The organism is Zhongshania sp., assembly GCF_041584495.1.
GTDB lineage: Bacteria > Pseudomonadota > Gammaproteobacteria > Pseudomonadales > Spongiibacteraceae > Spongiibacter.
In genome coordinates this window covers 1-20044 of record NZ_JBFHDY010000066.1, presented here as the reverse complement: position 1 = coordinate 20044, position 20044 = coordinate 1, and the positions used below count along the sequence as shown (strand labels likewise).

The window sequence follows — 20044 nt, the reverse complement described above, 5'->3', positions numbered from 1 at the left end:
CTCGGCAGAGAGCTGCCACTGGGCGCTAGACCACTCACTGATGCGAATGCCTTTTAATATTGGCAACTTGAGTTCTTCTAAAATCGCGGTCACTGCTTCGCGACCCTCGCCGCCGCCAATCACAAAATCTTGCAGGGCAATAATGGCCGCAGGGCTATTTTTAAGCGGGCCACGCATGGCGGTTTGAATGGCTTTTAACGCCGTGACACTGGGCTGGCCCCAAGCCGCCAACACCGAAACACACTGCCATGCTTGCGCTGCGCAAAGCTGCTGGTGCAAGGCCCAGTCGCCGCTTAAGTCGGCGGTGTCGTGGTCGATAATCCACACAGTGCGCTGTGCGGGCTTGAGTTGAGCATTTAACTCGGCGGCACTGAGCCAGTCGCCGTCATCGCCGTGGTGCAGGGCAAAACGCAGGGGCGCAACTTCTTCTAGGCTGGGATATTCTGCGCTGCTGTTGGCCAGCATTTGCAAGAGGCTGGCGGCATTGTTCACCGAGCGGTTTAGCCAGTAGGCGCGGGCTTGTAACCAGTCGGCGTAGCGGGGCGCATGCTTTTGGCTTTCGGCTAGCGCTGCTGCGGTTTGCACGCCAGCTTTGTCGCCAAGAATATCCTCTGGCAGACCCTGACTAAATATCTCACCGTGACGATCCCGTTGCAGCGGCATTAGGGCGCGGTCGCTGTGCAATACCGTACGCAGCTGCTGGGCGGGGTAATTCATGGCCAATAAACGCGGCACGTCTTCGCCAAATATCGCCACGAATAAAAGCCGGTCGCTGCGGCTGATAAGCGCTTGTAGCTCCTCGTCGCTCAGGCTGCTAATTTGTTGCACGGTGCGAATTTGAATTGTTAAATCTTGGCGTTGTTCTAGCAGCTGGTGAGCACCTGCTATCAGGGTAGGTGCTGAGCGGTCAGAGACAATCGCGGTGATATTCATCGCCATTGCACTGGTGGCGTTAAACAGCAGGAGTAAGGCAAATAGATTTCGGACTAGATTTTGAATACGGCCAGACATAGCATTTCCCCGCCGTAGCTCGCCCGCATACGGCTATTGAACAAGGTGGGAATAAAACGCGGGCAGGGGGCTTGGCAGGCTGTGGTTTTAGCTTTGGCTCTGCGCCAAAAAGCGAATCTGGTGTGACACCCCGCCACGTTCTATTCTTGGGTTTCGGGCCGGTCTCCGGACTCACAGAGTGCGTATGAATTACGCAGTGCTATTTATAGCAACTATTCGCCTTCCCACGATTTACGCAGTGGCTGTCAGCACCTCAGTGGTCTGACGGAATAGTGTTCTCTGTTTACCGTTGCGGGGGCAGTACAGGCATTGCTGGTTTACAAATTGAACGCAGCGCACCTGTTTCCCGTTTAAGCTGCGCGCAGTGATTATGCGACGCAAGCACCTGAAACATCGGCGCCAAGGATACGCGCTGGGGGTGGGGAGTCAAGGTTTAGCCTGCATTGTTGGCTGATTACGCCGAGCGGAGTTTGTTGGTTCACTCATAAACTGGTCAAGCATGTGAAACCGATGTTGGCCAAAAATTTGGATTATGCCCTGAGTCTTCATTTTAGTCCGTCGTTTTACGCATAGCATGGCAAAATGTTTAGCGATAAGTCGGCTGGAAAGTCAATTTAGCGGACGTTCTATGTGCGTTTCGTATCTGCTTGGTCAGCTTTCAGTTCCAGAGTTATGCCTATTGCCGGTTTAAAATTAATGTTATTTAGGTATTAATTGCACGTAAATAGGATAAATTATAAACCATCTTTATTGCCCAAGTTTATAATTTTACATATATTGGTTTTATGAATACCCAAAAAATATCAAAAATAAACCAATTGCTCAGTCGTCAGCCTGCAGGTACGGCTTTGGCGGTCGCGTGGCTGACGCAGGAGGGTTACAGTCCGGAGCTACTAAAGCAGTACAGAAAAAGTGGCTGGTTTGATTCTATCGGGACTGGAGCGTTAGCGCGCCATGGCGACGAGGTGGATTACTTGGGTGGCGTTTATGCGCTTCAAGCCCAGTTAGGCTTGTCGGTACATCCGGCGGCTAAAACGGCCTTAGCGCTTCAGGGTAAGTCGCACTATCTTTCGCTTTCCGCCAAGTCCATACAGCTCTTTGCGGCAGCAGGCGATGCGCCGCCACTGTGGTTTAAAAAAAGGGATTGGGGTGTCACGATGAGTACCCAGCAGACATCTTTTTTGCCAGCGGCGCTGGGGTTGGTTGATTTCGATCATAAAAACTTCAGCATTAAGGTATCGAGCCCTGCTAGGGCAATAATGGAGTGCCTTTACTTGGCCCCAAACACGCAACCGCTATTGGAAGTCTATGAGCTGATGGACGGCTTGAATAATTTACGACCGACTTCGGTTCAGCAGTTGATGGAAGCCTGCACTTCCATAAAAGTGAAACGCCTATTTCTTTATTTAGCAGAAAAGGCAGGTCATCAGTGGCTCAGTTATTTGGATCTTGAGCGTATCGACCTTGGCAGCGGTAAGCGTGCGATCATAAAAGGCGGCACCTATGTTCCAAAATACCAGATAACGGTACCGAAAGAGCTAGAGGTGGCCGAGTGAATGAATTATATAAGCCTCAGCTTAGACTTCTTCTTGATGTCTTACCCGAAGTGGCAAAAGAAGCTTGTTTTGCCAAGCATGGCGGCACAGCGATTAATCTGTTTGTGCGGGATATGCCAAGGTTATCGGTGGATATTGATTTAATGTATATCGAGATTGCAGACAGATCGGAATCATTGGCGGCGATAAATGACGCTTTATTAAATATTAAAGCGCGCATAGAGGGATAGCGCCGGACAATAAGCGTTGAGCACAAACCAAATATTTGTAAGCTCCAGCTCGATGCCGATGGTGTCCTAATTAAAATTGAGGTGAATACCGTAGGGCGTGGTTTGTTGGGCGAGTCTAGTCTGCGCCGCTGTGTGTAGTTCATATTAGCGGCCAAACCCGTATTTAACAGCATTACGCTCACTAATTCCGATGCAATTCACTTAAGCAATTGATTTTTATTTAGAAGTGATTATGATCAGAGCCAAGGGATTCCACATCAAATGCAGGATGCACGCAAATGGAAAAATCATTTCAGACTTACTACCACCCTGATTTAAATAGAATAATCCTGCTTAATTACCTCAAGGCTTAGGTTCGCTACGTACACGAGTTATAAAACGCAACGAAATTGAATTCACTGTTAAGCGAAAAAGCATATGAGCGATTGGCACGAAGAAGAAACCTATAGGTCGATGATTCAAATATCGACAAGCGCTCTGAGATTTACCCTGTTTGCAAATGGGGGCGCAGCGGTAGCACTTCTTACACTTGTGGGTGCAACAGCGGATTCCTCTTGCAAGCTTGAAGATGTCAGTGAATCATTGGGATTTTTCTTGGCCGGCGTTTTTCTTGGTGGCATTGCGCACATTTTCGCGTACCTCACTCAGCTTGCATTGCACCAAGAAAATATGAATCGCCCCGTGAATCCAAAGCATACGGGTTGGCTCAACATGGCAATTCTAAGTTCAGTTATCTCTCTTTTTTGTTTTTGTATTGGAGCTGCATCAGGAGTTAAGGCATTTGGCTAGTTCAATACCGCTTAACAAAGCCAGGCAGAGCGACGTAAAAACCGTCGCTTCGCTATGGTTTTTACGCGCCTGCTGGCGGCGTTAAGGCTCTTGACTTCAGCGCTTTCGTACATACAATGTACATATGATAAAGTTCGAATGGGACCCTGAAAAGGCCCGATCCAATCTAAGAAAGCATGGTGTCTCCTTCGAGGAGGCTAGATCCGTTTTCTATGATGAGTTTGCCATCCAATTCGATGATACTGATGAATCCCGTCAAGAAAAGCGCTTTCTTATGCTTGGCCTAAGCAATGACCTACGTATTTTGATGGTGTGTCATTGTGAGCGAAGATCTGGAGAATCAATTCGAATCATTTCTGCACGTAAAGCTACGAAGAAGGAATCAAAATTTTACTCTGGTGGTGCCCAATGAAATCTGAATACGATCTATCAAAAATGAAGTCACGCAAGAACCCTTATGCATCTAAGCTTAAGAAGCCCGTTACTATGCGGCTGAGTGAGGATGTGGTTGAGTACTTCAAAAGTATGGCAGAGAAAAAGGATGTCCCTTATCAAAGCCTAATAAATCTTTATCTTCGTGATTGTGTGGCCCATCATCGTGAAATTGATATATCGTGGCAAGAAAAGCCTTAACAAATACATCAAAAACCGCGTCACTTCGTTACGCTGGACGCACCTGACGGCGCGTCTTTTATGTGGGCGTTGAGCTTGTAGGATGTTCGCCAAATTCGTGACGAAGAAAAAAATAAAGCGATATGAGCGCCGAAATCGAAAAAGTTAAATAAAATGTATGTTGATGTTGCCGGGATTGCTAACAGTCGACTAGAAGTGCCTCCGTTAGCATCCATTTATGACGGTAGGGGAAATGGCCGGAAACGCAAAATTTCAAAAATTATCAATTTCAGGATTTTTCTACAGCCTTGTTAGCTGTTAGCGCAAATCGTTACCGGCGGTTTTCTTGAACTTCTTTGGCGAGCCAAGCCTTGATGAGAGATTGATACGGCATGTCTCTTTTATTGGCCTCAACCTTGATGCTATCCAGTAAGCCTTCAGGTAGCCGCAAAGAAATGGTTTTTGTTGAGGGCTTCAGGTTTGGAAGGATCGCTCGCTCAGCTTTGCTCAAATCCAAGTATTCGCTTGAGTCATGGTTTTCCCAAAACTCGCATTCTTTCTGCTCTGATTTAAAGTCCGGTATTTTCTTAAGCTTTGTCATAAAACATTTTCTCCTTCCGGTGCATATCCCGGGCGGAAATTACACGTATAAGCGTGTCGGTTTCCCTGAGGGTAAAGGTGATGTGCAACTTTCTGCCATCATTGGTTTTACCGTAGGCGTGGTATCTAGTTTCCTTTCGGCTATGTTTGTCGTCAAGCATAAAGTGTCCCACCTGATTTTTACCATAAGCACGCCAAAATGCTCATTGTAGGCTTTAATCGATAAATTCGGCGCTGTGCTGAATATCCAGTATTTCGCCAGTGTAGGGGTGCGTAAAGCACAAACGCGAGGCGTGCAGTAACAGCCGATCTGCGGCGGCCTTGGCAGCAGGGTGGGCGTAAAACTCGCAGCCTAAAATGGGGTGGCCAATGCTGGCGGTGTGTACCCGCAATTGGTGGGAGCGGCCGGTTATAGGCGTTAACAGTATTTGGCTGTGGCCGTCTTCAGTAATGCCTTGGCGCAGGTAATGGGTTTGGGCTTTTTTGCCGTAATCAAAATTGAGTTCTTGGCGGGGGCGATTGGGCCAGTCGCAGGCCAGCGGTAAGTCGATAAAACCCTCAATACTGGCAAGCTCGCCGTAGACTACGGCTTGGTATTCTTTCTCGATTTTCCGGTTTTGGAATAAACGGCTGAGGGCGCGGTGGCTGTCTTTGTGTAGGGCAATAATCATTAGGCCCGAGGTGGACATATCTAGGCGGTGAACAATGGTGGCGTCGGGGTATTGCTCGGCAACGCGGCTAATTAAGCAGTCTTTGTTGTCGGGGTGGCGGCCCGGCACCGATAGCAGGCCAGCGGGCTTGTTGATAATGAGCAGGTCATCGTCGCAATGCAAATAGCCGATGGCCTCTTCGCAATAGGGCACAATAAAATCGGCATTGGGGTTTTCTGGGCTGGCGCTCATTAGATTGGCTGATTACAGAGAGTTGGCAGCCAGTATACCGGAATATGCCGCTTATTTTCCGGCGCGTAAATAGCCAGAGATCAAGGCAAAAAAGGATTCGCTCAAGGCGTTCTCGTAATACCAGCCCAGCTGGGTGGTGCAGTACTCGCAGTGGGCGTACTGCCATTTAAAGCCCTGAAACCAGCAGTAATGGTCGGTAGCTTTACCGGCAATAATCAAGCCCGGCGCCGCCTGAAAGCAGCTTAGCTCAAATACCACGCCGTCGGGATTGACAAAATGATGTTGGTGTTCGCCTTGCACCTGTACCCTATAATTCTCGGCCGTGACTGGTCGCTGGCAGTCCTGACAGTAAATAAGTTGCTGTTGGTCTGCCTCGTAAACCTGCAGCAGAACATCGTGAACTAATTGCTTTATTGGTAGGCCACTCATAGCACACTCCGCTAAAATATCGCCATCACACACAGCTCTAACATAGAAGGAAATGCGCTTTGCGGCAAGCATCTTCGGCGACGGATTGCGAGATCCTCGCGCTACGATTACAGGAATACATCCCCAATGCGCTGCTGGCGAGCACCGCTTTGCCCGAGGTGCCAGAGATGAAGTTGTGGCTGCTCAGTGCCGACTATCCCCAGCAAGACCTGAGCCCCGAGCAAACCCAGCGCATTATGAATTACCCCGCCTATTGGGTGTTTTGCTGGGCCAGCGGCCAAGTGCTGGCGCGTTATATATTTGATAATCCCCACCTTGTCCAGGGCAAACGCATATTGGATTTTGGCAGTGGCTCGGGGGTGGCGGGAATCGCCGCCAAATTGGCCGGCGCGGCCTCGGTGATTGCCTGCGACCTCGACCCCGATGCCATTTTGGCCAGCCGCGCCAATGCCGAATTGAATGGCATGGAGCTTGAGTACAGCGACGATTTCTTTGCCAGTAACGAACAATACGATCTGATCTTGGTAGCAGACGTTTTATACGATAAGAGCAATTTTCCGCTATTACCGGCATTTCTAGCGCGGGCGCCCCAAGTGCTTATTGCCGATTCGCGGGTACGGAATTTTCAGTTTGAGGGTTACAACTGGTTGGCGTATCAACGCGCCACCACCGTGCCGGATTTGGCGGAATCTGACGAGTTTTCTAAAGTGAATCTGTATCTTGGCGGGCGTTAGCCGATAATTTGCTAAGCGATTTTTTAGGCGAGTAGAGCAATGCAGAATCCGCTGCGGAGGCTTGGCGAGTTTCTACTAGCTGATTATAATTTATACTTACGATTGAGCAGGATGCTCGTTTAATTATTCAAGGGATGAACCGTGAAGAAATTTGCCTTCGTAAACGAAGCTGCAGAACGTGAGTACAAAGATTTACCTCACGATATCCAAGATGAATTTGGAAAAGACTTGCGTCGGATTCAGTATGACCAAGCTCCAGAGTTAGCGATTGAACACTTAAGTGGTATTGGTGCAGGGGTTGTTGAACTTAAAATCAATGGCAGCCCCGCGTTCAGATGCGTTTATATAGCAAAGTATTTAGAGACCGTTATCGTCCTGCACTCGTTTACCAAAACAACAAATGGCGTTGACCGAAAAGCAATGAAGCTAGCTGAGCAACGCTTAAAAGATTTGAAATCTGAATTGAGATCGGCTTAAGCAGCTTGGTTTCTGGAGATAGCGATGGATGCCTCATCTAATGTTGGCATCGACATCTGAGCTTTAAAACCTAATGCATCTAAGAGATCAAACATTGCATCAATGGTGAATTTCTCAATTTTCGCATTGATCAAATCGGACACCCTAGATTGCTTGATGTTTAACTTGTTAGCAGCCTCTTGCTGAGTCCAGCCTTGCTCTTTGATTAAGCGAGATAACATGATGGATAAATCCATTTTCATCGCCATTTTGCTGGCGACTTCATTGTCATGGTTTACATGAAATGGGCTGTCGTAGAATTTGAGTGCCATAGTGCACCTCGAATATTGGATTACTCTTGGATTATATAAAATTTTAGATAACTAGCAAGCGCTGATCATCTAAAATTTTATATAATCTATCGAGTCGCTCTAAGATCATGAAAAGTAACAATATTTTATTTGGTGATATTAGTGTTGGCCACGTCGAAGCCGCTCTGGGATAGGCCCTATTTGAATCTGGCGTATTCTCTAAAGTGAATCTGTATCTTGGTGGGCGTTAGCCAATATTTTGCGAACCGATTTTTTGGGTAGCAGGGCGATAAAATTATCCCGCGCTACGCTTTGGGCGGCGTCTTTATTTAGCGCGTCTAAAAACGGCGCATATTCGTCTAGGTTTGCCGCGATTTTGTTATAGCTACCCAAGCCGTCGGAGCCAATCATAAAGCGTTTGGGGTATTTATTAATTAAGGCCACCCAGTCGTCGGCGGCCTCTTGGTTTTTGTCGAGCAAATAGGGCGTGAGCACTGCCCATGACAGATCGATATATAAATTATCGTGGGCGGCAAGTAGCTTGCTCAGCGCGGGTAATAAAAAATCGAGCTTGTCTTGGTAGCGGTGTAATGTGGCGCTGGTGCCCGCGTGGGCCCGGATAAAATTCACATCGGGGTGGGCGGCCAGGGCGTCTTCAATTTCGCCAACATACAGCGGATTGCGCTCGTGCTTTGAGGTGATGTTGCTGTGCAGCAGCACCGGTAACTTAAACTCCGCCGCCACACGATAAACTCGATACATAGCCTCGTTATTGGCGCGGGGCGTATCGTCTTGGGTTAGGGCGGTTAAGTCATCGTGGCGGGTTAATACCTCGCCAATACCCTGCCAAACGTCGGGGTAGGTCTCTAGCATTTGGCGCAGGTGCTTATCGGCGTTTTTGTCGGTGGGATTAAAACCGCATAAAAAAGGATGCAGGCGCGCGCGATCTTGTTTAGGAAGTTTGCGGTAGGCCTCCGCAACATAGCTGTCGGTGGCGCTAAACCAGTACATACCCGCGTCGTCACCGGCGTAGTAGCGGGGCCGCTTAGGCTCGTCTTCATGCCATTTTTTCATCAGCGGAATACCGCTAATCATCGCGTGGTCAATCTTGCCCTTGTCCATGGCGGTAATCAGTTTAGAAAGCGGCTCACCCTCTTGGAAAAAATCAACAATATGTAGATGGGCGTCGCTGTAACGGTGTTTAGATGTGTTGATATTTTGCGCTTTTCTGTCGGTTTCAGCGCTGGCCACTGGACTATAGACTGCCAGAGATACCGAGCCTGCTAAGGCTAAGCTCGTGGCGAGGAGATGTTTATGTAACTGATGCATTCCATTCCCTTGCGCGATAGGACCTGCATTCAGACAGGTTTGGGGCGGCGGGGTTCAGTTGGTGAGATGAGCGGGCTTTTTGGAGATGTGTTGGATTCTGAATCAAGTGCAGAATGACGGCTATTGGGAATACGGGTGCGGTGGGGCAAGCGATAGCGCTAATGGGCAAATAATCCTAATAAACCCAGAGACGGACGGGCTTATCGCCGATATTATTCATTTCCTCTTAAAGGTTTCGATCAAGGCGCGCGGCATGTTTGAGCTACCCAAAAATATTTACTTAATGGCGATTGTTAGCTCCCTGTGTATGGCGACTTCGTCGTTAATGGTGTTGGTCAGCGGTTTGCTCGGTAGCAGTTTGGCGCCAAGCGCCTCACTGGCAACTTTGCCGATGGCGAGCTTTATTATTGCTACGGCGGTGTCTACGGTTCCAGCCGCAATGATTATGCGTAAAGTTGGCCGCAAGAAGGGCTTTCTGCTCAGTATCTTTATCGCCTTTTGCGGGGCGCTTTGTGCGCTGCTAGCAACGGTGCAGGCGAATTTTTTATTGTTTATTTTTGCCACCCTCTGCTTTGGCTTTAATCTTGCGTTTACCCAGCAGGGCCGCTTTATCATTATTGAAAATGCGCAGAATCCAAAACAACAGGCAGACGGCCTGACCTTAGCGCTATTGGCCAGTTTGCTGGGCGGTTTTATTGGTCCGCAATTTGGCGCCTTGGGGCGTGACCTTATCGCCTCGCCGCAGGGCTATGCAGGGTCGTTTTTGTTGCTGGCAATCTTGCTGGTGATCGCCTTCGTTATTATGTGTATTTATCAAGAGCGGGGCGTGGCTGAGGCCAAAAAGGTGTCGGCTGAGCGCTCACTGCTGAGTATTATTAAACAACCCAGCTTTATTTTGGCGGCGGGTACAGCGGCCACCGGCTATGCGGTTATGTCGCTGGTGATGACCGCAACACCACTCAGCATGGTTGAGATGAGCGGTCACAGTTTTAATCATGCAACGATTGTTATTCAGTCGCATATTGTTGCGATGTTTTTGCCTTCACTGCTTACCGGGAAATTACTTAAAAAGGGCCTGCGATTGAGTCTAATAGTTGCGGGTTTGAGCTGCTATTTGGCGGTGATTGCGGTGGCCTTTAGTGGGCAGGAGGTAATGCATTACTGGTGGGCGCTGGTACTGCTTGGTCTTGGCTGGAATCTATTATTTATGACCGCCACCGCTTTACTCCCTGAGACCTACGAAGGGGATGAACGCTTTAAAGCGCAAGCTGTGAATGAATTTAGCGTGATTAGCGCGCAGGCGATTGCAGCGTTTTCTGCTGGCTGGATTCTGTTCAATTATCAGTGGGGAGGGGTGTTGAAAACTGCGCTCAGTATTTCGGTTTTTTGGTTGCTGGGGCTGGCTTTCTTGGGCTATATCACAAGGAAGCGATCACTTGTTGCCGCGAGTTTATAAATTTTCGTAGCTGAGCCTTGGGTCTAGTGCCTTAGTGGCTGCTGTTTTAGACTTTTGAGTCCGCTTTTTAATCTGTTCAATACGCTGCTGCATATCGGGGTGGCTGGCGAATATTACCTGCCAACTGGCTTGTTGGTGCTTGGCTAAAATCTTTTCAAAGAAGACTTCGGCGTCAGCCAAGTGGCCGTAGTGCTGCTCTAAGGTGTCGAGGGCTGCACGGTCGGCGGCGGTTTCCATTTTTCGGCTAAAGCCGAGCACGGTCATGATGCCCGCTTGTTGCACCGTGCCTTGCAGCGCGACGGCATTTTGGCCGGTCACTATGCTTAAGAATAACTGCACTAATAGGCCGCCACTAATAGATTGGGCGGGGTGGCGAAATTTGATGTGGGCAATTTCATGAGCGAGCACCATGGCCAGGGCATTTTCTGAAGGCACTTCGCGCAGCAAACCGGTGGTGACAAAAATATGGCCGCCCAAGGTGGCAAAGGCGTTGGGTACATCGGGCTCATCGAGTAGGTGGAAATGCAGTTCTATGTCGGGTGCTAGCGCCGAATTCTTGGCGAGCTGCTGGCCGAGTTTTTGGAGCGCAAGCTCGGCGTCGATCATCGTCTGTTCAGTGCTGTTATTGTCGCTGGTGAGTTCGCTAAATTTATTGACTAAGGCTTGTTCGTAGCGAAAGGGAATGTGTGGTGCCAATTGATGTGAAAATATCAGCAGCAGGGCAGCAATGGCGCAAATGACGAGCAGTATTCCGCCGAGCAGAATAGTGAATTCCTTTAAGGGGTTATCGCTCGAGGTGTTAATACCCTCGGGAATTTTGGGATTTTGCTTGGCAAAGGGCATCTCAGCCTAAGCCTGTTTTGGCGGGTTGGGGGATTAATGCGGTGCCATAGGCGAGTACTTCAACCGAGGCGATGCCTTTATTGCCATTGCCGGATATGCGGCTGGTTTCGATCTTTGTGTTGATAATGGCCTCGGCACCAGCGGCATGTGCTTGCTCCTGCATACGTAGTAAAGCCTCGCGGCGGGCGCGGTCGAGCAGGGTCTCGTAGCTGCGTATACGGCCGCCAACAATGCCCCGCAGGCCAGCGGAGACGACTTTGAAATAATCGACTGAGATCACCACATTGCCGCTGACTAAGCCCGAGTGGTGGTTCATAAACTCAACCGGCGGGAAGCGGTCTGTCGATACAATTACGCCGCGTAGGGCGTCTTCTCGGGCGAAGATGCTTTTATAGTGTTTTGCTTCTGCGCGGCGACCGAAGATAAAGCCAAGGCCGAGCAATAGGGCAAAAATACCAATTTGAAAGAGGGCTTCCATTATTTGTCCTCAAGAAAAACCGCAGTGCCGTAGGCCAAAATTTCGGAGGCGCCTGCGGTAATTGAGGAGGTGGAGTAGCGCACATTGATAACCGCGTTGCCGCCAATGGCCTTGGCTTGTTCGGTCATGCGCTCGGTGGCCTCGGTGCGGGCCTCAGACAATAATTCGGTATAACCGCCTAACTCGCCACCAAAAATATTCTTTAGTCCGGCCATAAAGTCTTTGCCCGCATGTTTAGCTCTCACCGTGCTACCCATAACGAGGCCAAGGTGTTGAGTGACTTTTTTGCCGGGAATGATTTCGATATTGCTGATTAAAAAATTACTCATTGCGGTTTCCTTGCGTGAATAGACAGATTCTGGATTAGCGCTTGGTTGGTAGAGCGCTTGTCGCGGGTTTAAATAAGCGGGTAGCGCGCTGGGATCATAACCCAATTTGGGGTTGGCTTGGCGGTGGCGACGAGCAATGATGGTTGCGCTGACAATGCCGCAAACAAGGAATAGACCGAGGGCGAGGTGGCAGAGATGAATGATATTTTGGTAGTAAGCGCGGCTTGCGGCTAATTCTGCAAAGTAATTGGCGATGGCTGGGGAGTGGATAGTGTTAATAAGCTCGCCGTGCTGGCTTAGCTGGTAAACCGCGCCGCTGTGCAGGTCGCTAACCAGTAGGTGGCCCTGGTATACCAATAAATCGAAAGGCTCTGCTGCCGGACTAAGCGGGATTTTACTGAGTATTTTGCCGTCTTCATTGGCGCGGTAGAGCGCGGTGTTACGCATGCCATCGCCTGCCAAAATTAACCACCACTGGGTGTCGAAATAAACGGCATCGACTAACCACCGGCGGTTGTCCTCGGTATCGCGCTCAAATTTAAGCTGATGCTTGGTGTCGCTGAAGTGACTGGCTTTATTTAAAAAGTGCAGGCTGCGGTGATTGGTGTCGACAAGGTAAAGCCCGTCTTTATAAGGGCGGATGCGCTTGGGGAAGAGTATGCCTTGTTCGATGCTGCCGAGCGCCTGGCCCGTGTCGCTGAACGCGCGAACGTTGTGGGTGGTGCCTTCGGTTAAATACACGTTGTCGTTGGTGGTGTCGATATAGACGCGGTAGCGCCACGGCGCCTGAATGCTGTGGAAGTTTTGGCAGCGTTTGGATTTGAGGTCGCAGCGCAGTAATGGCGCAGGGCTGCTGCTGGTGTCGCTCAGTCTGCGGCGCAAGGCTTCAGCGTCAGCATTTGGGCTGCTAGCCAAGCTTAAATAGCTGTCTGGGCCGTAGTCGGCCGAACCGAGCCTGAGTAGTACGTCGTTGTTCGCGAAATAGGCGATATTGCCCATGATGTCGGCAGTGCCTGGCGTGTTCATAAAGGGGGTGAAGTCAAAAACGGCTTCATGAGCGCCGTGGTCGGTCACGCTAACTAAGAGGTGGTCTGCTTGTAAGCTGAGTTGGCCTCGGGTATCTTCCTGAAGAAAATAGACACCGACTTTGGCAAGCGTGTGTTCGTCGCCAGCCCAGTAGCGCACCGCAATGGGCGCGACGAAGAGGAGAATAATCAGCAGCGCCGTTACCGGTTTGATTTCCTTGTCCATTTACAAATCCCGCATTCCTTTGGCTAAGAGCTTAGGGGAGGCGTGACGGGCTGGCAATGTTGTTTGAGCCCTAAATATTGTGTTGGTGAAGAAAGTCGTGAAAGGCCTTGGTAAGTGGGTTTAGGTGCTTGCCCCTTGGGTAGACCGTGCACCAGGAGCGTCGAATCGGGAAGCCGGTAATGGCAATAGTACTTAGTTGCTGTGCTGCAATCTCGTGAGCAACCATGGCTTGCGGCAGCACGGCAAAATGGTGTGGGCTGGCCAGGGCCATTTTTATGGCCTGATTGCTGCCCATCTGTCGACGACGTTGAATAATGCAGCCGTGTTGACGGCAGAAGTTTTCTAAAATTTGCCGAGTGCCTGAGCCTGGCTCGCGAATTAGCGCCGGGTATTCCAGTAATTCAATTAAGCTGACAGCCGTGTTGTTTGTGAGCGGGTGATGGGGGTGGGTGACAACCACCAGTTGGTGTTCGGCAAATGGGGTGTAGATCAGTGCCCGGCCCTCGGGTACCTGGGTCATTATCGCAAGGTCGTCGAGATTGTCGTCAAGGCGCTCCAGCAAGCGCTGGTGATTAACGACGTGCAGGCTAATGTTAACGTCTGGGTGCAGTGCGCAGAATTCGTTGATATATGCCGGCAACAAATATTCGGCGCTGGATTCAATGGCGATATTAAGGCTGCCCTGTAAACGGCCATGAAGCTCAGTTAATTCTATTTCAAGGTGTACCAAGCGCTGTTTTAGGTCTCTGGCGGCGCGGAGCATAAGGTCACCGGCACTGGTTAAAAACAGCTGCTTGCCTAAATAATCAAATAGGACTTGGCCGACCACTTCTTCTAAGCTGCGGATCTGAGAGCTGACGGCAGGTTGTGTCAGGGCCAGTTGCAGTGCGGCCTTGGAATAGCTGCGATGCTGGCACACGGCCAAGAATACGTCTAATTGACGCAGGGTGAGGCGGTTTAAATAACTGACGTCCATCAAAATTCCCGAGTGCTAACATCTAGGTATAAGCTATTTCTTATACTGAGTAATACAAATATTAATTTTTTATTCTAGCGCTTTTTCGGTACGGTGGCTGCATACAAGTCTAGGTGTATTGCTTTGCAGTGTTTATTTGGGCGCTTGCAAGACAAGCTTAGGGGGGATTCTTCCCCGATAGGGAGTTCAGCTATGTTGAAAAAAATCCTGATTGCCAATCGCGGTGAAATCGCGGTGCGTATTGTCCGGGCTTGTGCTGAAATGGGCATACGTTCGGCAGCGATCTACACCGAGCCAGATCGTTTTGCTTTGCACGTAAAGCGTGCAGATGAGGCCTACAATATTGGCGCCGATCCCTTAGAAGGCTATTTGAACCCGAGGAGATTAGTCGCGCTTGCCGTAGAGACGGGCTGTGATGGCTTGCATCCCGGGTACGGCTTCCTGTCAGAAAATGCGGAATTAGCTGATGTCTGTGCCGAGCGCGGTATTACCTTTATTGGTCCTAGCGCTGAAGTCATTAGGCGCATGGGCGATAAAACCGAGGCGCGGCGGGCCATGACGGCCGCTGGCGTGCCGGTTACGCCGGGCACCGATGGCAATCTCGTCGATGTTGAAGAAGCGGTGAGTTTTGCTAAAACCATTGGCTATCCCGTTATGCTCAAGGCCACCTCGGGGGGCGGCGGTCGCGGAATACGCCGCTGCGACAGCGAGGCAGATTTACGCCGTCAATACGATCGCGTGGTGTCCGAGGCGACCAAGGCCTTTGGTCGCGCCGATGTATTTATGGAGAAGTGCATTGTTAATCCCCGTCATATCGAAGCCCAAATTCTGGCCGATAGCCACGGTAATGTGATTCACCTGTTTGAGCGGGATTGTTCGATTCAGCGCCGTAATCAGAAGCTGATTGAAATCGCGCCGTCGCCACAGTTAACCCCAGAACAGCGCGCGTATATCGGCGATATGTCGGTGCGCGCCGCCGAAGCAGTGGGGTATGAAAATGCCGGTACGGTGGAGTTTTTGCTGGCCGACAATCAAATCTATTTCATGGAAATGAATACCCGGGTACAGGTAGAGCACACTATTACGGAGCAAATTACCGGCGTAGATGTGGTGCGCGAGCAGATTCGCATCGCCTCGGGCTTGCCTTTGGCCTACCGTCAGCAAGACATTTCTTATCGCGGTTACGCCCTGCAATTTCGCATTAACGCCGAAGACCCTAAAAACGAATTTTTGCCCAGCTTTGGCAAAATCAGCCGTTACTACGCGCCGGGTGGCCCCGGGGTGCGGGTTGATACCGCTATTTATACGGGCTACACCATTCCGCCGTATTTCGACTCAATGTGCTTAAAATTGATTGTGTGGGGCCTGACTTGGGAAGAGGTCTTAAATCGCGGATCTCGGGCGCTGAACGATATGCGTCTGCAGGGCGTAAAAACCACCGCGACCTATTACCAACAAATTTTGAAACACCCGGATTTTCGTGCCGGTAATTTCGATACCAGCTTTGTTGAAAGCCATCCCGAGCTTACCCAGTACTCTGACAAAACCCGCCCAGAGGATATTGCCCTCGCCGTGGCCGCGGCAATTGCCGCCCACGCTGGCCTATAACGCAAAGGATATTGATCATGAGCCAAGTTAAACCTGTTCTAATCACCGATGTTGCCTTGCGCGATGGCCACCAGTCACTGATTGCCACGCGCCTGCGTACCGAAGACATGCTGCCGGTTTGCGCGGAGCTAGACGCCATTGGTTACTGGTCACTGGAAGTGTGGGGCGGTGCAACCTTTGACGCCTGTGTGCGCTTCTTAAAAGAAGATCCGTGGGAGCGTTTGCGCAAGCTGCGCGAGGCGCTGCCCAATACCAAATTGCAAATGCTGGTGCGGGGTCAAAACCTGCTGGGTTACCGCCACTACGCCGACGATGTGGTAGAGGCCTTTATTCAAAAATCCGCTGACAACGGCATGGATATTTTCCGGTTGTTTGACGCTATGAACGATGTACGCAATTTAGAAACGGCGGTGGCTGCTGTTAAAAAATCGGGTAAGCACGCCCAGGGCACCATTTGCTACACCACCAGTCCCGTTCACACTACTGCCAAATTTGTGCAGCAAGCACTCGACATGGTCAATATGGGGGTGGACTCCATTGCGATAAAAGACATGGCTGGCTTGCTTACGCCCACGGCCACTTCAGAGTTGATTGCGGCGCTTAAACTCGAAGTAAAAGTACCGCTGGCATTACACTCCCATATGACCTCGGGTTTGGCGGGCTTGTGCCAGCTCAAGGCCGTTGAGGCGGGCATCGATATTATCGATACCGCAATGTCGGCCTTTGCCAATGGCACCAGCCACCCCGCGACCGAAACCATGGTGGCGGCCCTTAAAGGCACACCGCGCGATAGCGGATTAGATTTGCCCGCTCTGCAAAATATTGCGAGCCAGCTGTGGGAGGTTCGCAAGAAATACCACCAGTTTGAAAGCGAATTTACCCGCGAAGACGTTAGCGTACAGGTCAATCAAGTACCCGGCGGCATGATGTCGAACTTGGCGAACCAGTTAAAAGAGCAGGGCGCCTTACACCGCATTGGCGATGTGTTTGCAGAAATCCCCGCGGTGCGTAAAGACCTCGGCTACCCGCCACTGGTAACGCCAACCTCGCAAATTGTTGGCACCCAGGCGGTAATGAATATTCTTGCCGACAAACGCTATACCACCATCACTAATGAGGTTAAGCGCTATTTGCAGGGCCACTACGGCGCCGCACCGGCGCCGGTAGACAAAAAATTGCGGGCGCTGGCAATTGGCAGCGAAGATGTGATTGATGTGCGCCCAGCAGATCTTTTGCCGCCGGAACTGAGCAAATTGCGCGCAGATGTTGGCGCTTTAGCTAAGTCTGAGGAAGACGTTCTGACCTTTGCCATGTTCCCTGATCTGGGGCGGGCATTCCTTACTGAACGCGAAGCGGGCACCCTCACGCCTGAGGTCTTAGAGCCGATTGGTAGTGGCGGTTCGCGCCCGGTATCGGACGGTGGCGCTCCAACCGAGTTTGTGATTGATGTGCACGGTGAAAGCTATCAGGTGGCGATTACCGGTGTGGGCGTCAAAGGTACAGGCAAACGCCATATTTACATGACCTTAGATGGCATGCCGGAAGAAGTCGTGTTCGAGGCCTTGAATGAATACAAGGCTGAGGGCGGTGGAGGTCGTGGCGCTGCCAGCAAGCCAGGCCACGTGAGCACCAATATGCCAGGCAATATTGTGGAAGTACTGGTTGCGGTTGGTGACGTGGTTAAACTGGGGCAGGCGGTATTGGTTACCGAGGCTATGAAAATGGAAGCTGAGGTACAGGCCCCTATTGCCGGTAAGGTTGTTGATATTTTTGTGAAGAAGGGCGACCGCGTAACACCGGGTGAGGTGCTTATTGAGATAATAGCGGAATAAGCGCGGCAATTTTTTAACACCGCTAAAATAGTTTAAGCCCTCGTATGTTTACGCTTTTTGGTAAAACATACCGGGGCTTTTGCTATTAAAATGCAGTGTTTACGCTTCCTTATCTAGCTTCCAAGTGCAGGCAGAGGCATGACTGTAGGTTTCTTTTGAAACAGCCACGCCTTGTGCCGAGGCTAGTTGCAGGCGAGTATTCTCTGCGGAGCGGAACACACCTACCGTGAAACAGACGCCACCCAATACTAGCAAGTGGCCTAGCCATACATAATGAAAATAGAATATAGACAAGAAACTCAGTGAAAACACCATGCTCCACATCCATGCGAGAACCTGCATAGTGTAGTGCTGTGACGCGAGATCGAGATGGCGAAGGGGGTTCTTACTGCTATCCATCACCAGTTCGTAGCTTTCAACAATAAAATTTTTCATACCAGCAGCCTCAGATTTTTTAAGATACATGAAAGCGTACGAAAATCCTTAGGTACTCGATCAGCATGCTACTGTCGAATCTAGGCTTGGGAAAGTTAGGCGTGGATGTTTACGCCTGTAATTTATAGTGCTTGGGCGCCTAAGCGACGTCGATATACTCCGTAGTAGGAATGCGTGTGATGTAATGGGTATTGAATTTTGATTTGTGTTTAAGAGGAGGGGCAGTGGCCAGTTTATTTGCCCCGTTGGCACACAGCCTTTGGGGCATTTAAATTACTACTGACTCAATACGGCTTAGTTGCGGTAAATAGTCTGAATTAAGTGGTAACCAAACTGGGTTTTAACAGGGCCGTGTACTTCTAAGACGGCTTCTTTAAAAACCACGTCGTCAAAGGGCTTTACCATTTGGCCGGGGCGAAATTCGCCGAGGTCGCCACCCCGTTTGCCGGAAGGGCAATCGGAATGCTTTTTGGCCAATTCACCAAAATCGCCGCCTTTAGCAATTTTAGCTTTAATATCTTTCGCTTCTTGTTCGGTTTTAACCAGTATGTGGCGTGCTGAAGCAACGGTCATTAAACGATCTCCTTAATATGTTTGATGAATTATAGCAGCAACCAAGAGCCTAGTTGTTGGAGAGAGGTTGATATTGTTGTTTAAATTTTGGTTGTTTTAAGCCGGCGGGCGCCAAAGTTTTGTCGTAAGGATTTGTATCTATATTAAGCTTTTGATTTTTAAGTATAATTTTCTTTGGCATGGGGCTTGCTATAACTCGTATAGCAGCTATGTTTTCTCTGTATGCAGATTTTGGATCATAACGTATGAAATCAAAGATTATTTTAATTGTGGGTGTGCTTGTTTTACTGCTGGCAGCGGTCGGCGGAACCTGGTGGTTTATGAAGAGCACTGCGCCGCCGATGCCCGCAGCTGACGGTGAAGCTGCGGTAGCGGCTGCTCCAGCCCTGAAAGCGCCGGAGTATTACAGCCTGTCGCCTTCCTTTGTTGTGAATTTGCAGAATGAGCGCAGCATGCGCTTTTTGATGATTGAAATTGAATTAATGTCGCGTCGAGATGATACTTTTAGTCGGGTAGAGCAATATGAACCGCGAATTCGTAATGATTTGCTTTTGTTTCTTAGCAAGTTAGATCGCGAGGCAATTGCCACCGTAGAACAACGCCAGAAAATTCAAGAAGAAGCGATGGCGGTGATTAACGACGTTTTAAAGACGGAATCTGGTAAAGGCGGCATCGACGCTGTGTACTTTACCAAGTTCGTCGTGCAATGAGGTTGCCAATGTGAGTGACGTACTCGATCCGGAAGAACTCGAGGCGCTTATGGCTGGCGAGGAAGACAATGGCCCAGGTAAGGGCAAGTATAATCTCGCTCGTCAAGATTACGCCGTGCAACGCCTTATTCCTGCGTTGTCGCTGATTCAGTCGCAGTTTGCCAATGCGACCAAAGATCGAATGCAGGAGTTTGTCGCGGCGGTGAGTTCGGTTCAGACCGATAAAATCACCGTGATGAAGTTTGACGAAATGGTGAACACCTTATCTGCGCCTTGCAGTTTATCTGTGGTGCAGGGCCTACCAATGAGTGCCAGCTTGTTTTTGGCTTTTGAATCTGAGTTGGTTTTTCAGTTGGTTGATCGTTACTTTGGCGGTTCTGGCGCAAGTCAGCAGGGTGACCGCGAAACCTTGTCGGTATCTGAATTCAGTTTCATGGAAATGCTTAACACCGCTTTGCTCCCGGATATTGCCAGTGCCTGGAAGTCGGTAATAAAAACTGATCCGACAATTGCCGCGCAATACAACGACCCGCGCATGCTCGACACCATTAGCGAAGCAGATTCCTTAGTTGCCACCCGATTTACAATTAATAT

General features: G+C 50.0%; 25 protein-coding genes and 1 riboswitch. Of the genes, 12 read left to right on the top strand and 13 right to left on the bottom strand.

Annotation, left to right across the window (positions count from 1 at the left end):
* Positions 1-1011, bottom strand: a 1011-nt coding sequence (locus ABYP33_RS11650; protein ID WP_373091110.1) for a cobaltochelatase subunit CobN, incomplete at its 3' end; no start/stop codon positions are given.
* Between the two features lie 138 nt (positions 1012-1149).
* Positions 1150-1415, bottom strand: a riboswitch (cobalamin riboswitch).
* A gap of 381 nt (positions 1416-1796) precedes the next feature.
* Here ABYP33_RS11650 and ABYP33_RS11645 point away from each other — a divergent pair.
* The 5 genes from ABYP33_RS11645 to ABYP33_RS11625 all read left to right on the top strand — a co-directional run bounded on the left by ABYP33_RS11645 (position 1797) and on the right by ABYP33_RS11625 (position 4219).
* Positions 1797-2567, top strand: coding sequence for a type IV toxin-antitoxin system AbiEi family antitoxin (locus tag ABYP33_RS11645; protein ID WP_373091108.1), 771 nt, complete (start codon positions 1797-1799; stop codon positions 2565-2567).
* A complete protein-coding gene (locus tag ABYP33_RS11640) occupies positions 2564-2797 on the top strand; it encodes a nucleotidyl transferase AbiEii/AbiGii toxin family protein (RefSeq protein WP_373091106.1) in 234 nt (77 codons plus the stop codon). The genes ABYP33_RS11645 and ABYP33_RS11640 overlap by 4 nt, the downstream gene beginning before the upstream one ends.
* Positions 2798-3214: 417 nt before the next feature.
* The gene (locus ABYP33_RS11635; protein WP_373091104.1) at positions 3215-3586 is read left to right on the top strand and encodes a hypothetical protein; all 372 of its coding nucleotides are present in this window, start codon (positions 3215-3217) and stop codon (positions 3584-3586) included.
* A gap of 124 nt (positions 3587-3710) precedes the next feature.
* Complete coding sequence (locus tag ABYP33_RS11630) at positions 3711-3998, top strand: BrnT family toxin (protein WP_373091102.1); 288 nt, start codon at positions 3711-3713, stop codon at positions 3996-3998.
* Entirely contained in the window at positions 3995-4219 is a 225-nt protein-coding gene (locus tag ABYP33_RS11625; protein WP_373091100.1) for a CopG family antitoxin, read from the top strand. Before ABYP33_RS11630 ends, ABYP33_RS11625 begins: the two co-directional genes overlap by 4 nt.
* A 310-nt stretch (positions 4220-4529) precedes the next feature.
* Here the strand turns inward: ABYP33_RS11625 and ABYP33_RS11620 are convergent, their stop codons facing one another.
* From ABYP33_RS11620 to ABYP33_RS11605, 4 genes are read right to left on the bottom strand one after another with little or no spacing between them, the layout of a single operon-like run.
* The gene (locus ABYP33_RS11620) at positions 4530-4799 is read right to left on the bottom strand and encodes a BrnA antitoxin family protein (protein WP_373091098.1); all 270 of its coding nucleotides are present in this window, start codon (positions 4797-4799) and stop codon (positions 4530-4532) included.
* Positions 4786-4959 (bottom strand): BrnT family toxin, encoded by a 174-nt coding sequence (locus tag ABYP33_RS11615; protein WP_373091097.1) that lies wholly within the window; start codon positions 4957-4959, stop codon positions 4786-4788. Before ABYP33_RS11615 ends, ABYP33_RS11620 begins: the two co-directional genes overlap by 14 nt.
* A gap of 54 nt (positions 4960-5013) precedes the next feature.
* Positions 5014-5700 (bottom strand): pseudouridine synthase, encoded by a 687-nt coding sequence (locus tag ABYP33_RS11610; protein ID WP_373091096.1) that lies wholly within the window; start codon positions 5698-5700, stop codon positions 5014-5016.
* A gap of 51 nt (positions 5701-5751) precedes the next feature.
* Positions 5752-6129, bottom strand: a complete 378-nt coding sequence (locus ABYP33_RS11605) for a cereblon family protein (protein ID WP_373091094.1) — start codon at positions 6127-6129, stop codon at positions 5752-5754.
* A 59-nt stretch (positions 6130-6188) separates the two neighbouring features.
* Between ABYP33_RS11605 and ABYP33_RS11600 the strand changes: the two genes are divergently transcribed.
* Both ABYP33_RS11600 and ABYP33_RS11595 read left to right on the top strand, forming a co-directional pair.
* Positions 6189-6863: a methyltransferase gene (locus ABYP33_RS11600; protein ID WP_373091093.1), complete on the top strand. Its 675-nt coding sequence runs from the start codon at positions 6189-6191 to the stop codon at positions 6861-6863.
* 141 nt (positions 6864-7004) lie between these two features.
* Positions 7005-7340 (top strand): type II toxin-antitoxin system RelE/ParE family toxin, encoded by a 336-nt coding sequence (locus ABYP33_RS11595; RefSeq protein WP_373091092.1) that lies wholly within the window; start codon positions 7005-7007, stop codon positions 7338-7340.
* On the opposite strand, the gene ABYP33_RS11590 is transcribed toward ABYP33_RS11595, so the two are convergent.
* Positions 7337-7651 (bottom strand): helix-turn-helix domain-containing protein, encoded by a 315-nt coding sequence (locus ABYP33_RS11590; RefSeq protein WP_368382353.1) that lies wholly within the window; start codon positions 7649-7651, stop codon positions 7337-7339. The two genes, ABYP33_RS11595 and ABYP33_RS11590, sit on opposite strands and share 4 nt — an antisense overlap.
* Positions 7652-7849: 198 nt before the next feature.
* Positions 7850-8959 carry an amidohydrolase family protein gene (locus tag ABYP33_RS11585; protein ID WP_373091089.1) on the bottom strand — a complete coding sequence of 370 codons (1110 nt, stop codon included), beginning with the start codon at positions 8957-8959 and terminating at the stop codon, positions 7850-7852.
* A gap of 253 nt (positions 8960-9212) precedes the next feature.
* Here ABYP33_RS11585 and ABYP33_RS11580 point away from each other — a divergent pair, with 253 nt between their 5' ends.
* The gene (locus ABYP33_RS11580) at positions 9213-10415 is read left to right on the top strand and encodes an MFS transporter (RefSeq protein WP_373091087.1); all 1203 of its coding nucleotides are present in this window, start codon (positions 9213-9215) and stop codon (positions 10413-10415) included.
* Here ABYP33_RS11580 and ABYP33_RS11575 read toward each other — a convergent pair.
* The 4 genes from ABYP33_RS11575 to ABYP33_RS11560 form a co-directional block, all read right to left on the bottom strand.
* On the bottom strand, positions 10410-11258 hold the full coding sequence (locus ABYP33_RS11575) for a M48 family metallopeptidase (RefSeq protein WP_373091085.1): 849 nt from the start codon (positions 11256-11258) through the stop codon (positions 10410-10412). The two genes, ABYP33_RS11580 and ABYP33_RS11575, sit on opposite strands and share 6 nt — an antisense overlap.
* A gap of 1 nt (position 11259) precedes the next feature.
* On the bottom strand, positions 11260-11736 hold the full coding sequence (locus ABYP33_RS11570) for a YbjQ family protein (protein WP_373091084.1): 477 nt from the start codon (positions 11734-11736) through the stop codon (positions 11260-11262).
* Positions 11736-13316, bottom strand: coding sequence for a YbjQ family protein (locus ABYP33_RS11565; RefSeq protein WP_373091083.1), 1581 nt, complete (start codon positions 13314-13316; stop codon positions 11736-11738). The genes ABYP33_RS11570 and ABYP33_RS11565 overlap by 1 nt, the downstream gene beginning before the upstream one ends.
* A 70-nt stretch (positions 13317-13386) precedes the next feature.
* Complete coding sequence (locus tag ABYP33_RS11560; protein WP_373091082.1) at positions 13387-14292, bottom strand: LysR family transcriptional regulator; 906 nt, start codon at positions 14290-14292, stop codon at positions 13387-13389.
* 192 nt (positions 14293-14484) lie between these two features.
* Here ABYP33_RS11560 and ABYP33_RS11555 point away from each other — a divergent pair, with 192 nt between their 5' ends.
* The gene (locus tag ABYP33_RS11555; protein WP_373091081.1) at positions 14485-15900 is read left to right on the top strand and encodes an acetyl-CoA carboxylase biotin carboxylase subunit; all 1416 of its coding nucleotides are present in this window, start codon (positions 14485-14487) and stop codon (positions 15898-15900) included.
* A 17-nt stretch (positions 15901-15917) separates the two neighbouring features.
* A complete protein-coding gene (gene oadA, locus ABYP33_RS11550; protein ID WP_373091080.1) occupies positions 15918-17732 on the top strand; it encodes a sodium-extruding oxaloacetate decarboxylase subunit alpha in 1815 nt (604 codons plus the stop codon).
* A 99-nt stretch (positions 17733-17831) separates the two neighbouring features.
* Here the strand turns inward: oadA and ABYP33_RS11545 are convergent, their stop codons facing one another.
* Together ABYP33_RS11545 and ABYP33_RS11540 are read right to left on the bottom strand one after the other, a co-directional pair.
* On the bottom strand, positions 17832-18167 hold the full coding sequence (locus ABYP33_RS11545) for a hypothetical protein (RefSeq protein ID WP_373091079.1): 336 nt from the start codon (positions 18165-18167) through the stop codon (positions 17832-17834).
* 294 nt (positions 18168-18461) lie between these two features.
* The gene (locus ABYP33_RS11540) at positions 18462-18740 is read right to left on the bottom strand and encodes a peptidylprolyl isomerase (RefSeq protein ID WP_373091078.1); all 279 of its coding nucleotides are present in this window, start codon (positions 18738-18740) and stop codon (positions 18462-18464) included.
* Positions 18741-18985: 245 nt separating this feature from the next.
* Between ABYP33_RS11540 and fliL the strand changes: the two genes are divergently transcribed.
* Positions 18986-19450, top strand: coding sequence for a flagellar basal body-associated protein FliL (gene fliL / locus ABYP33_RS11535; RefSeq protein WP_373091076.1), 465 nt, complete (start codon positions 18986-18988; stop codon positions 19448-19450).
* A 10-nt stretch (positions 19451-19460) separates the two neighbouring features.
* A partial coding sequence (locus ABYP33_RS11530) for a hypothetical protein (protein ID WP_373091074.1) occupies positions 19461-20044 on the top strand: 584 nt, incomplete at its 3' end.

Bases quoted from the DNA above. Each gene is read 5' to 3' on its own strand.
- ABYP33_RS11605 (WP_373091094.1), bottom strand. From the start codon at position 6,129: ATGAGTGGCCTACCAATAAAGCAATTAGTTCACGATGTTCTGCTGCAG.
- ABYP33_RS11540 (WP_373091078.1), bottom strand. From the start codon at position 18,740: ATGACCGTTGCTTCAGCACGCCACATACTGGTTAAAACCGAACAAGAA.
- ABYP33_RS11585 (WP_373091089.1), bottom strand. From the start codon at position 8,959: ATGCATCAGTTACATAAACATCTCCTCGCCACGAGCTTAGCCTTAGCA.
- ABYP33_RS11630 (WP_373091102.1), top strand. From the start codon at position 3,711: ATGATAAAGTTCGAATGGGACCCTGAAAAGGCCCGATCCAATCTAAGA.
- ABYP33_RS11590 (WP_368382353.1), bottom strand. From the start codon at position 7,651: ATGGCACTCAAATTCTACGACAGCCCATTTCATGTAAACCATGACAAT.
- ABYP33_RS11625 (WP_373091100.1), top strand. From the start codon at position 3,995: ATGAAATCTGAATACGATCTATCAAAAATGAAGTCACGCAAGAACCCT.
- ABYP33_RS11620 (WP_373091098.1), bottom strand. From the start codon at position 4,799: ATGACAAAGCTTAAGAAAATACCGGACTTTAAATCAGAGCAGAAAGAA.
- oadA (WP_373091080.1), top strand. From the start codon at position 15,918: ATGAGCCAAGTTAAACCTGTTCTAATCACCGATGTTGCCTTGCGCGAT.
- ABYP33_RS11555 (WP_373091081.1), top strand. From the start codon at position 14,485: ATGTTGAAAAAAATCCTGATTGCCAATCGCGGTGAAATCGCGGTGCGT.
- ABYP33_RS11560 (WP_373091082.1), bottom strand. From the start codon at position 14,292: ATGGACGTCAGTTATTTAAACCGCCTCACCCTGCGTCAATTAGACGTA.
- ABYP33_RS11575 (WP_373091085.1), bottom strand. From the start codon at position 11,258: ATGCCCTTTGCCAAGCAAAATCCCAAAATTCCCGAGGGTATTAACACC.
- ABYP33_RS11645 (WP_373091108.1), top strand. From the start codon at position 1,797: ATGAATACCCAAAAAATATCAAAAATAAACCAATTGCTCAGTCGTCAG.
- ABYP33_RS11545 (WP_373091079.1), bottom strand. From the start codon at position 18,167: ATGAAAAATTTTATTGTTGAAAGCTACGAACTGGTGATGGATAGCAGT.
- fliL (WP_373091076.1), top strand. From the start codon at position 18,986: ATGAAATCAAAGATTATTTTAATTGTGGGTGTGCTTGTTTTACTGCTG.
- ABYP33_RS11610 (WP_373091096.1), bottom strand. From the start codon at position 5,700: ATGAGCGCCAGCCCAGAAAACCCCAATGCCGATTTTATTGTGCCCTAT.
- ABYP33_RS11615 (WP_373091097.1), bottom strand. From the start codon at position 4,959: ATGCTTGACGACAAACATAGCCGAAAGGAAACTAGATACCACGCCTAC.
- ABYP33_RS11580 (WP_373091087.1), top strand. From the start codon at position 9,213: ATGTTTGAGCTACCCAAAAATATTTACTTAATGGCGATTGTTAGCTCC.
- ABYP33_RS11570 (WP_373091084.1), bottom strand. From the start codon at position 11,736: ATGGAAGCCCTCTTTCAAATTGGTATTTTTGCCCTATTGCTCGGCCTT.
- ABYP33_RS11635 (WP_373091104.1), top strand. From the start codon at position 3,215: ATGAGCGATTGGCACGAAGAAGAAACCTATAGGTCGATGATTCAAATA.
- ABYP33_RS11565 (WP_373091083.1), bottom strand. From the start codon at position 13,316: ATGGACAAGGAAATCAAACCGGTAACGGCGCTGCTGATTATTCTCCTC.